This is a genomic window from Streptomyces sp. NPDC046805, assembly GCF_040645355.1.
In the GTDB taxonomy this organism is placed as follows: Bacteria; Actinomycetota; Actinomycetes; order Streptomycetales; family Streptomycetaceae; genus Streptomyces.
The window spans coordinates 1-11,350 of the sequence record NZ_JBEYYC010000069.1 but is presented as its reverse complement, the minus strand read 5'-3'; the positions used below and the strand labels follow the sequence as shown (position 1 = coordinate 11,350).

9 protein-coding genes and 2 pseudogenes are annotated in these 11,350 nt (G+C 69.1%); 10 read left to right on the top strand and 1 reads right to left on the bottom strand.

Annotated features, from left to right (window positions below; translation table 11 throughout):
- Positions 1-851 precede the first annotated feature (851 nt).
- From ABZ910_RS35815 to ABZ910_RS35770, 10 genes and pseudogenes are all read left to right on the top strand, one after another.
- Entirely contained in the window at positions 852-1,199 is a 348-nt protein-coding gene (locus tag ABZ910_RS35815) for a hypothetical protein (protein ID WP_361373542.1), read from the top strand.
- Between the two features lie 88 nt (positions 1,200-1,287).
- Positions 1,288-1,779, top strand: coding sequence for a hypothetical protein (locus tag ABZ910_RS35810; protein WP_361373540.1), 492 nt, complete (start codon positions 1,288-1,290; stop codon positions 1,777-1,779).
- Between the two features lie 23 nt (positions 1,780-1,802).
- The gene (locus ABZ910_RS35805) at positions 1,803-2,105 is read left to right on the top strand and encodes a hypothetical protein (RefSeq protein WP_361373538.1); all 303 of its coding nucleotides are present in this window, start codon (positions 1,803-1,805) and stop codon (positions 2,103-2,105) included.
- A gap of 182 nt (positions 2,106-2,287) precedes the next feature.
- Positions 2,288-3,292, top strand: a complete 1,005-nt coding sequence (locus ABZ910_RS35800; RefSeq protein WP_361373536.1) for a DUF932 domain-containing protein — start codon at positions 2,288-2,290, stop codon at positions 3,290-3,292.
- Positions 3,293-3,654: 362 nt separating this feature from the next.
- Positions 3,655-3,888, top strand: coding sequence for a hypothetical protein (locus tag ABZ910_RS35795; RefSeq protein ID WP_361373534.1), 234 nt, complete (start codon positions 3,655-3,657; stop codon positions 3,886-3,888).
- 97 nt (positions 3,889-3,985) lie between these two features.
- Positions 3,986-4,321, top strand: coding sequence for a hypothetical protein (locus ABZ910_RS35790; protein WP_361373532.1), 336 nt, complete (start codon positions 3,986-3,988; stop codon positions 4,319-4,321).
- A gap of 284 nt (positions 4,322-4,605) precedes the next feature.
- Positions 4,606-7,446 carry a DEAD/DEAH box helicase gene (locus ABZ910_RS35785; protein WP_361373530.1) on the top strand — a complete coding sequence of 947 codons (2,841 nt, stop codon included), beginning with the start codon at positions 4,606-4,608 and terminating at the stop codon, positions 7,444-7,446.
- 269 nt (positions 7,447-7,715) lie between these two features.
- On the top strand, positions 7,716-8,780 hold the full coding sequence (locus tag ABZ910_RS35780; protein ID WP_361373544.1) for an SWIM zinc finger family protein: 1,065 nt from the start codon (positions 7,716-7,718) through the stop codon (positions 8,778-8,780).
- Positions 8,777-9,202 (top strand): annotated as a pseudogene (locus ABZ910_RS35775) (hypothetical protein); the annotation flags it as partial. The gene ABZ910_RS35780 and the pseudogene ABZ910_RS35775, both read left to right, overlap by 4 nt.
- A gap of 13 nt (positions 9,203-9,215) precedes the next feature.
- Positions 9,216-9,404 (top strand): annotated as a pseudogene (locus ABZ910_RS35770) (integrase core domain-containing protein); the annotation flags it as partial.
- A 467-nt stretch (positions 9,405-9,871) separates the two neighbouring features.
- Here ABZ910_RS35770 and ABZ910_RS35765 read toward each other — a convergent pair.
- Entirely contained in the window at positions 9,872-11,224 is a 1,353-nt protein-coding gene (locus ABZ910_RS35765; RefSeq protein ID WP_361373528.1) for an endonuclease domain-containing protein, read from the bottom strand.
- Between the last annotated feature and the right edge of the window lie 126 nt (positions 11,225-11,350).

The following is an 11,350-nucleotide window of genomic DNA, read 5'->3' as shown; positions in this document are numbered from 1 at the left end:
GCGGGGGCCGGAAGGTGGAGACGGGAGCCTTCCACCGAGGCCCGGGTCGCGCCGCAGATGCTCGAGGATTCGCGATTGCCCTCGCAGCGCGGCTGTCGCTACGCTCGTTTCGCGCGTCCCCGCGCGAATTGCCCGCCTCCGGCGGTGGGTTATGGAATTGGCCTCCGGCCATTCCATAACCCTGTGTGCCTCCGGCACGAAAAGACGTGCGGAGAGGGTTTGTGCCTCCGGCACAAATTCGGGTGTTGATTTTGATTGTGGGGGTGGGAAGTTGAGGTGTGAGTTGGGGATTGGGTTGAGGGTTCGTCATGTTCCCTTTCTCTGCTTTGGTTTCAGGGGGAATCTCCGATTCCCTTGAAACCGAGGAGACTTGAATTGTATTCCGTGAGGAAAAATAAATCACGGAATACAAGCGAAGGGCGGTAGGGCCCCTCCGGGGCCCGATCGCTCGTTCAGGGGTGAGGGGTTGGGCTGCCTCCGGCAGGCCGCTGTGCGGTTCGGGCGCGCCAGCGCCCCGAGCGCGGAGGCCCCCGCCGACGCGCAACCTGAAACTCCGGCCCCGATCCCCGAGGCCGCCGCGCCGCCCTAGCCCGCCCCCACCTTTCTCTCATTCGGGCAGGGAGAGCGGCAGCAGAGGGGATGTCAGCTCCTCCGACTACGCGTAAGGGGCCACCTGACCTGGGGTGTTGGGAGGGCCGGCCGCTGGTTGAGGGCAGGGGATGGCGCAGGAGATAGCGCAGGAGTTTGCGCGTGGGGTGGTGCAACAGATCGAGTGCTGTATTATGGAACATGTCGGAGGGTTGGCCCCCTAACCGGCACCGCCGAACGTTCGTCAGCAGAAAGGCGTAAGCGTGGAAATCGTCATCAGCGGAGGCAAGGTGGCTCCCAGCACGGAGGAGATCACCACCCCTCAGGCCGCAAAGGCCCGCCGGATCGCTAATTTCCTCCCGCGCCCGGAACTCCTCCGGGACGCCGTCATCGTGCACAACCAGGACGACAACACCACGTCAATTCGGTTCGAGACCACGGCCGGTCCCATTCAAATTCTTCTGCCGGTCGCTCAGGGCTTTGAGTTCCACATCATTCACGACGGCGACACAGGGCCCCGCATTCTCGGAACGTTCCGAGGAGCATCCCTTTCGGTGCGAGCCGTCGCATTCCGCATCAGTGAATTTCTGCGGACGCGCGGACTGAAGTAGGAGGCAGTTCCGGGGGGGGGGTCCGGTTTACCGGGCTCCCCCGGACAGCCCCAGCACCTACATCAACCGGAGGGAAGTCACTGTGAGCATGACGAGCATTGAGCCCGCCCACCGCGCCGTTCCGGCGACCGAGGGTGAGCGAGAGCAGATGGAGGCCGCTTTCCGGGCGGCACTGGAGCAGCTCCCCGAGGACATCGGTTTCCCGCACGACGTGCTCGAGTTGGCCCGGCCCCTTTTCGATGTGGGATGGGTCTCTGGCGTACGGACCGGGCACACCGGGCCCGCGCTGGCCGACGTGCCGTTGCCGCCCTACACGTTCGGTACGGCCCTGTCCAACCTGTCCGCCGCCATGCACACGGAAAGTGGCCCCGGCATCGGGCAGTTGGTCAGCTATCACGGGTCTCAGGAGTGCTGTCACGGCCGCTACTGGGTGACGCGCATTGAGCGCGAACTGGACCGCCGAGGACGAGAGTCCACGCTTTACCGCCTCAGCGAGTACAGGAACGGCGCATTCGTCACCGCACTGACCGGAGTCCACACGTGGAGCGTCACAGCACTGCTGCAGCGCTGGCAGCCGTAAGCCCCCACGGAAGGAAACTGATCATGAGTCAGAGGATCGCCCAGCAGCTCAAGACCCACCCCCGCGCCCATGTGGTCGAGCAGGAGGGGACCGACCGGACCGGAACCATGCGCTACCGCGCACAGGTCAAGTACCTCGCGGTCGGTGACACGCTCGCAGGCTTCGGCAAGGTTCTGGAGTGGTCGGAGACCGACGCGGTCGACGGGTGGCGGATGTTCCGGATGGTCACTGAGTGCCCGCAGTACTACCCGGTCGAGACCAACGTGTTCCACGTGCCGGAGTACCTCTACTACGGCGTTACCGTCCTTGCCGGGCGGGAGAAGTGACCTGAGCCGGCACAAGTCGCCGCAGTCGTAACCGCAGGTCAGCATGCCGCCCCGGGGGGTGGGGCGCACCGGAAATTTAATCGGTTGCCCCACCCTCCAAATTAGGTATTATGGAACCAGTTCGGAAGGGTTGGCCCCCTACCGGACACGCCGAAAGTTCGTCACCAGAAGGGAAGCCCCAAGTGGCTCACGAGATCGAGCAGTTCACCGATGGCACCGCCGCTTTCGCCTCCGCCAACACGAGCGCCTGGCACAAGCTCGGCACCGTCACCGACGGCGCGATGACCGCCGAGGAGGCCATGCGCATCGCCTCTCTCTCCGGCTGGAACGTGCGGCTCCTCCCCCTGACCGCAACCGAGATCACGGCCGAGGGCACCACGCCGGTGGAGGTCGCGCAGCACTTCGCGACCGCGCGCACGCACCCGAAGACCGGCCGCACGCAAACACTCGGAGTGGTCGGCAGCGACTACCACCCCGTACAGAACGAGGAACACGCCGAGTTCCTCAACCTGTTGGCCGACGAGTCCGGCGCGCACTTCGAGACCGCCGGATCACTCAAGGACGGCCGCCAGGTGTTCCTGACAATGAAGATGCCGCAGACCCTCACGATCGGCGGGAACGACGACGTGGATCTGTACATCGCAGCGTTCAACAGCCACGACGGAGGCAGCGCGTTCCGCATCGTCGTGACGCCGGTCCGGGTGGTGTGCGCGAACACCATGCGCGCGGCCATCCACGGGGCCCGCTCCTCGTTCGTCGTGCGGCACACCGCCGGAGCCAAGGCCCGGATCGCGCAGGCCCGTTCCGCCCTCGGTCTGACGTTCCGGTACGCCGAGGAGTTCGAGCAGGCCGCACAGCGCATGATCGAAGCCGAGATGACGCTCAGTGAGCTGAAGTCGGTGGTGGACGAGCTGTGGCCGGTCAAGGACAGCGACCACGCCCGCGCCAAGACCAACCAGCGCCAGCGGTGGGGAGCGATCTCGAACCTGTTCGAGCACGCCGGCACCCAGGCCGGTATCCGGGGCACGCGGTGGGCCGGATACAACGCGCTCACCGAGTACGCCAACCACGTCGCCCCAACCCGGGGCAAGACCGACGCCGAGAAGGCGGACGCCCGCGCCGAGCGGGTCATCAGCGGAGCGGCGAACGACCTGATGGAGAAGGCATTCGCCCTCCACACGGTCTGACCCCCTGACCGCCGGGCGGGCACCCGTACTCCCCCACGGGTACCCGCCCAGCCACCACGCCCGCAGAGGCCGCCCCGCCCGAGCGCGGAGCGCTCACCCGCCTCAGGAGCGCGGAGCGCTCGCCGGCCCGCCCCTGCCGCGTAGCGGCAGCGCGTCGCGTCTGCGGAGCAGCCCGCGCGCCAAGAACACATCCGCCGCTTCGCCCAGGCCCCGCCGGCGGATGCCCAGCAGCTCGACACCCACCGCCCACCCACCGCCCCACGGAAGGCCCTTCATGCCCAACCCGAAGTGGACGAAGCGATCACCGCCACCCGCCCCACCGCCCCACCGCCGCGCCAGAGAGCACAGAGCGCGCGTACTTCGTGGTCGATCAGTGGAAGAGCGGGGGCGACATCGCCATCTGGCACGTCGAGGAGCCCCCCACCGATCCCGGCGAACAGGCCGACGCCCACGAACAGCAGCTGCAAGACGCCGAAGAGACCTTCGCCAGCGTCAACGTCATCTACGCCACCAACCCGCAGGCCGCAGCAGACCAGGCCCGTCGGGAAGCCTGCGAAACCAGCGAGCGCATCCACCGCGACCTCACAGATCCGTAGGCCGACGAGCCCACACCCCGGGGCGGCCGACCGCCAAACCACCCCGGGGCACGTCCACTCCGTCCGACCTGCCCCTGATCACAAGGAGAGACGACCCGTGGCAACGTGCACCCGCGTCACCGCGGAACGCTGCGCCCAGCTCGGCCGCGCCCTCACCGGCGCCGGCCTCACCTGGAGCGGCAACGGCCGCCAGGCCAAGCTGCAATACCTCGGCCACGCCGCAACCGGCCCGGAGGGCACTCTGGTGGTCGTCGAGGAGACCTCGTGCGGCCCGAATCTGAGCAGCGCGACCGAGTCGAGAAGCGCCGCGCCGAGGCCGAGGCCGGCATCCTCGTGTATCTGCCCATCGACTGCGACGCGTGCGTGGTCGTCGTCCACTCCGCCGGTCGGCGTCACGCTGGACATCGAGCCGCTCAAGGACTGGGTGCACTGACGCTCGTGCGTCCTTTGTCCGCGCCGCGAGCGCCCGTCACGGGCCGATAGCATTCCGCCGTACAGCTTGTGGATGCGCGATGACAAGGCGTGATGGTGTCACTTCAGCGCATGCCCGCACCCCGGCTCGAAGGGCATACGATCATGGCGCGTATCGTCCAGGTCGTCGAAGTGGATGAGCCTGCAGAGCAGAGGAAGCCGGGAGCGGTTGCGCCGGCTGCCTCAGCCGCGCTCAGCACATGCGAAGCCGTCTTCCTGCCCGGAGATCCGGCCAGGGAAGGCCGTGTGGCGTTCTGGCGGGCGGACGGCGGCAAGATGCCCGACTGCGATGTGGAGCCGGTGGAGCTCACCGCCGTGCGGCCGCACGGGAACGGGATCCGGCGGCGGAGCGTGAGCGCGGTGCTGCTGCCGGTCGCGCAGGCGGTGCCCGTACTCACCCGCGCTCGCGCCATGGTGCAGAGCGGCAACGCCTCCGTTTCCGCCGCGTTGTGGGGAGCAGGGGCCCTGATCGCGCTTCAACTTGCCGCGCGGGGGCGGCTGCTGCCCGGGCTGAGCCCCACCGGGTTCGACGCCTGGCGGCTCGGTCCGCTGGACGGTGACGACGTGCGCCGGATACGCGACCTCGCGGCGGCGATGCCGCCGGAGGCGCGCGCAGTCCCGCTGCCGGGCTCGTCGCCCGTAGCACTGCCCGCCGCCGAGCCGCTGCTGCGGGCCTTTGTGGACGCGGTCGCGGACGGCCTGCCGCGCTCCCCGGCAGCGCGCCATCTGATGGCCGGTCCGGCCTTCGCCGCTCGGACGCCGGTGCCTATCCCCGAACAGCGTGAGTGGGCGGCCGAGGTGGCCGCCGGGATGGACGCGGGCGTGCGCGTCTCCCTGCGTCTGGAGGGAGACAGCGACGCGTGGGACGGCGGAGACTTCGGCGACAGCGGCGGCGCCGGGCCAAAGTTCCGGGCCGTGGTGCAGCTGCACAGCCTCGCCGACCCCACTCTGGTGGCAGATGCGGCCGAGCTGTGGGCCGGGGCTGCAGCCGCTCCGGAGCAGTTCGGCGCCCGTACCCGTATCGACGCGCTGCTGGCGCTGCGCCGCGGCGCGAAGGCATGGCCGCCGCTGTCACGCCTGCTCTTGACCGCCGCGCCCGATGTGCTGCAGCTCGCCGACGACGAGCTGCTGGAACTGCTCGGCGAGGCTGCGGAGCGGCTAGCCGCCGCCGGAATCCAGGTCCACCTGCCAAAGGGCCTGACGAAGGAGCTGACCGCGACCGGCCTGCTGGAGCCACCCCAGCGCAAAAAAACGCAGTCGGACCTGGAGACCTTCCTCTCCTCCGGTCAGCTCCTTGAATTCCACTGGCAGCTGGCGTTGGGCGGAAAGTCGCTGACCGAGGAGGAGATGGACCGCCTGGTCGAGGCGCACCGCCCGGTGGTGCGCCTGCGCGACCAGTGGGTGGTGGTCGACCAGGCGCTTATCCGCAAGGTCCGCAAGCAGCGCGGCGGGGAGCTCACCGCGATCGATGCCCTGGGCGCGGCGCTGACCGGCGAGGTAGAGATCGACGGCACGTCCGTACCGGTCACTGCGGGCGGCGCCCTGGAGCAGTTGTGCGCGCGGATCGCCGAGCCGGAGGCGGGCCAAGACGCCGCAGCGGCCACCACCGGCCAGCCCGCCATGCTCGCAGCCACCCTGCGCGACTACCAGCTGCGGGGCCTGATCTGGCTGGACCGGATGACCTCCCTCGGCCTGGGCTGCTGTCTCGCCGATGACATGGGCCTCGGCAAAACGATCACTCTGATCTCCCTCCACCTGCGCCATCACGAGCGATCGGCCCACGGCCCCACCCTGGTGGTCTGTCCGACGTCCCTGCTCGGCAACTGGGAGCGCGAAGTGCAGCGCTTCGCACCCGGCATCCCCGTACGCCGCTTCCACGGCCCGGGTCGCACCCTGGACGACCTCACACCGAACGCCTTCGTCCTCACCACGTACGGCACACTCCGCCGCGACGCGGCGCTCTTGGCCGACACCGCTATGCCGTGGGGCCTGCTCGTCGCGGACGAGGCGCAGCACGTCAAGAACCCGTACTCCGACACCGCGCGGGCGCTGCGCACCGTCCCCGCCGCCGGGCGCATCGCGCTGACCGGCACCCCGGTTGAGAACAACCTCTCCGAGCTATGGGCCCTGCTCGACTGGACGACACCCAGCCTGCTCGGCACGCTCACCGCCTTCCGTGACCGCTACGCCCGCGCGGTCGAGGCCGACGGAGACCAGGAGAGTGCGAACCGTCTCGCCCGCCTGGTTGGCCCCTTCCTCATGCGCCGCCGAAAGTCCGACCCTGGCATTGCCCCCGAGCTACCGCCCAAGACCGAGACCGACCAGCCTGTCTCGCTGACGAAGGAGCAGGCATCCCTGTACGAGGCGCTGGTGCGCGAGTCGCTGGCGGCGATCGGCGAGGCGGACGGAATGGCCCGGCGGGGCCTGGTGATGAAGCTGCTCACCGGCCTCAAGCAGGTCTGCAACCACCCGGCGCAGTACCTGAAGGAGAAGAACACGAAGCTCGCCGGCCGCTCCGGCAAACTGGAGCTGCTCGACGAGCTGCTGGATGCGATCGTGGCCGAGGACGGCTCGGTGCTCGTCTTCACCCAGTACGTCGAGATGGGCCGGCTGCTGGAGCAGCATCTCGCAGCCCGCGGCATCGCGGCGCTGTTCCTGCACGGCCAAACGCCGGTGAAGCAGCGCGAGGAGATGGTCGACCGCTTCCAGCGCGGCGAACGGCAGGTCTTCCTGCTCTCCCTCAAGGCCGCCGGCACCGGCCTCAACCTGACCCGTGCCGGCCACGTCATCCACTTCGACCGCTGGTGGAACCCGGCGGTCGAAGACCAGGCCACCGACCGCGCGTACCGCATCGGCCAGACCCAGCCGGTGCAGGTGCACCGCCTGATCGCGGAGGGGACGGTCGAGGATCGGATCGCGCAGATGCTCAAGCAGAAGAAGGGGCTCGCGGACGCAGTGCTGAGCCATGGCGAGGCGGCACTCACCGAACTCTCCGATGCCGAACTAGCCGAACTGGTAACGATGCGCCGCAACACCACGCCTTGGAGCACAGACCGTCAGCGCACCACGAGGGGAAGCCGCACGTGAGCCCGCGCCCGACGAAGCCCAAGCAGCGGGGCCAGGATCAGCTTGCCCGCACTTTCCCTCCCTTCCCTCCGGCTCCCGGCCGCCGGGGCGGTTTCGTCTCAACCTGGTGGGGCGAGGCGTGGGTGTCGGCGCTGGAGGAGTGCTCACTCGATTCCGGCCGCCTCACCCGCGGTCGCACCTACGCGCGGCGCGGATCCGTGGGTGAGATGACCGTGGTCCCGGGCCGGATCAGCGCCCCAGTGCAGGGCAGCAGGCCGCGGCCCTACCGAGTGTCATTGGCGATCCCCGTCCTCAGCGGCGCGGAATGGGACCGGCTCCTCAACGCGGTGGCGGCGCGCGCCGGGCACATCGCCGCGCTGCTGGACCGCGACATGCCCACCGAGCTGGTGCAGGACGCGATGAGGGCTGGCGTACGGCTGCTACCGTCCGCCAACGACCTGGAGCCGTCCTGCTCCTGCCCCGACTGGGGCTACCCGTGCAAGCACGGCGCCGCGCTGTGCTACCAGGTCGCGCGCCTGCTGGACGAAGACCCCTTCGTACTGCTGTTGATGCGCGGCCGCGGCGAACAGCAGCTGCTGGACGAACTCGCCCACCGCAACGCCGCCCGCGCGGCATCGCAGGCGACAGCCTCGGCTCCAGCGTCGGTTCCGTCCCCGCGAACTCCCACCCCACCCACAGGTACACCGGCCCGGGAGGCCTTCGCGGCGCGCGCCGACCTGCCACCGCTGCCCGGACCGCCGCCCCTGCCCGAACGCACCGGGCACCCGCCCGTCTTCGCAACGTCCCAGCCCGCCGAACCAGGCATCGACCCGGAGGCGCTGGAAACCCTGGGCGCCGACGCAGCCGAGCGCGCCCGTCGCCAACTCGCCGCCGCGCTGGCGAACGACACACCACCGAATCCATCTGACCTGACGGAGTGGCAGGACGCTGTGCGCATCGCCGCCGAGCACCCACAGACAGAGGTCTTCGCCCGGATCGCCGAGAGCACCGGCCGCCCGCTGATCGACCTCGCCCAGGCGGTACGGGCCTGGAGTTACGGCGGCACGGCCGCACTCGCGGTCCTGGAGGACTCCTGGACCCCGGACCCATCCATACTCACCCGCGCCCGAGCCTCGCTCGCCGAGGACTGGGCGGACGGACGGCCTCCCCAGCTGCGCGCGTGGCGCAACCGCTGGACCGTCGTCGGCCGCGACCGCCAACTGCGCTACGGCCGCGACGGCCGCTGGTATCCGTACGGGAAAGAGGACGGCGCCTGGTGGCCTATCGGCCAACCCGACCCTGACCCCGCCACGGCCCTCGCAGCGCTGCTCGTGCTCCACGATCGCCGCTCGTGACCATAACGTCACCTCAAGGGGCTCCGATCTTCGTCATACTCCCCGACACCCAGGAAGTCCGCGGCCGGCTCCACGCCCGCCGACAAGTGAAGGACGGCTGGCTCTACCAGGTAGGAATCCTGGTGTGGCAGAACGGCACAAACGGCTCCGCCGAACCTGCCGAGCAGCGAGTCTGGGTGAGTCCCGCACACGCACGCCCGGTACCCGGTGTCTCCTACGAGCACGTCCCGACCCACCGTCTGTCCGGAACAGACACCCCGTCCCAAGAACGCCCGCCCGCATGGACACTCCAGCACCTGCCCCACCGCCCCGGACACCCGGGCGCCACACTCCTCCACGTCATCGGCTGCACCCCCAGCCACCGGACACTCACCCGGGAAGAGGCCCTTGCCGCGCTCCGTCACCCCCGCGCAGCAGCCTGCATTGAGTGCGACCAAAACCGAGTTGATCAAACCCCGGCGGCCCTGGAAGACGCTCGCCCAGGTCGAGTTGGCCACCGCCGAGTGGGTCGACTGGTACAACCACCGAAGGCTCCACGGTGAGATAGGCCATATCCCACCTGCGGAGTGCGAAGCCAACTACTACACGGAACTCACGAAACCCCAGGTCACAACCACAACCTGAGATCTCTACCGAACCCGGGGCGGTTCACTCACAGCAACGACTGGTTCCGTGGGGACTTGTCGACCACGCCACCATCCCTACCGAGAATCCGTATCCGCATCAACATCATCCCCGGGTCCAGACCCGTGCCGCCTGTGGTGGCGCCCAAGCCCGCGCACTCTACTCCGGACGACGACACCCAGAAGGAGGCCGAAGCCAGCACCAAGAGCACGGACAACCGTGGCTGAGGCTCGGCTGCGGGCGGAAGACCAGATCGAATCCGGTGACCTTCACCCGCCGCCCGAGCGCCCCGGCCCGCGCACGGGGCCCAAGACTCTGGGCGCGACGGGTCCCGGAGATGCCTGAAATTGTGGGGCTTTGTAGCGTTGGTGGAGGAAGCGGCGGGTTTTCGTGCGCGACCGGGTGGGCTGCGAACCGGCACCAGGCGGCCGTGGGTTGACGTTGGAGTCGGATCTCGCGCTGTTCACTCAGAACAGCGCCAGGCCCTCACCGCTGGTGTCCGCGATGACTGGCCGGACCCGGGCGGGGAGGCCGTCCAGGCGGTCGGGTCCGGCCGCGGCGGCCACGGCAGGGGCGGTCTCCGCCAGCCAGGTGCAAAACTGCTTGGCGGCTTCACGGTAGGGGACTTGCGCCAGGACACGGTGCTCGCCGGAAGGGCAGAAGTCGACGGCGACAGTGAGCAAGCAGGAACTGGGCGCGTTCTGACTGCCCGTCCAGGACACGCGCAGCACACCACAGGGTTTGCGCGCGCGGGAGCCGCGGGCATCGCGGTGGGTCGGGCGCAGTGACCGGCAGGCTACGTGGGCGGTCCATGCGGCGAGGTGTGGCAGTGGCAGGGTGGTGCGGGCGCGGCAGCCGGGGCAGCGGTGCCAGTGGCGGAGCCAGTCGGCGGCGTGGGTGTCAAAGAGGCGTGTGTAGTGGCTGGCCACACGGATGTCGTTGCTGTACAGGTGGTCGGGTCGTTCTTGTGTGTTACAGGAGTGGCAGACGGGGGCGCGGACGTAGCCGTGTTCGTGGCAGTGGTCGAGTACGGCGGCGGGCGCGGTGCGGCAGATGGCGCACGCCCAGCCAGCCACCTTGCCGGAGGTGCCCGGTTTCCGCTTGAGTGCCGAGTACAGGTGGCCTTGTAGTTCCCCGTTGTACGGGCGCAGCGGGGCGGTCGAGCAGTCGGAGCTTGTCGTCTGCCGGCCGTCGGCGGCTCGGGCCTGCCAGCCGTGGTCGGGCGGCTCGGTGACGGCCGTGTTCCCCTGGCAGGTCCGCGCGGCTTGCAGCCACTGCGTTTCGGTGTGCTCGGCCACATCCAGCAGCCTGACCACGGCGCGCGGCAGCCACCAAGTCCGCGCCGTCCGTTCGCGAGTTCGCTCCACGAGTATCCGACGCCAGTCGATCCCCGCCAGATGAGACGGCCGGCCGCCTTCCCGCCGTGCTGCCCGCTCGGACTCGCCCAGCTCCTGCAGTTCCCGGGTGATGCGCTGGCGCCAGCGCAGCAGCGTTGTCTCGTTGCACTCCTTCTTCGGCGCGCCACCAAACGGACCGATGCGGACCAGGTCCTGGCAGTCCATCTGAACCGCGTTCAGTTCCGCTGCCGCCCGGCGCACTTCAGTCTCCGGAACGCTCCACTGGCCGTCGCTTGCCTTCACCGCCGCCACCACACGGTCGCCGAGCAGGACGTACCCCACCCCGGCATGAGCAGGAGAACAGGTGAACGCCGCAGAAGCCGTCGGCACAGCGCTCTGGGTCGTCAAGCCGACCCACAGAACGTCCGCAGCACCCAAAGGGATCAGGCCGCCGCTGCCTTCCGGATTGACACGCTCAGGCATACCGACAGGCTAACGGCCCCCACCGACAAGCCTTGAGTTCTTGTGGTCGTCGCAACACCCCAGCTGGGGAGTGCGATGGACTTCGAGATCCGGGACCGGTCAGTCAACCGGGGCCGTCGTAGATTG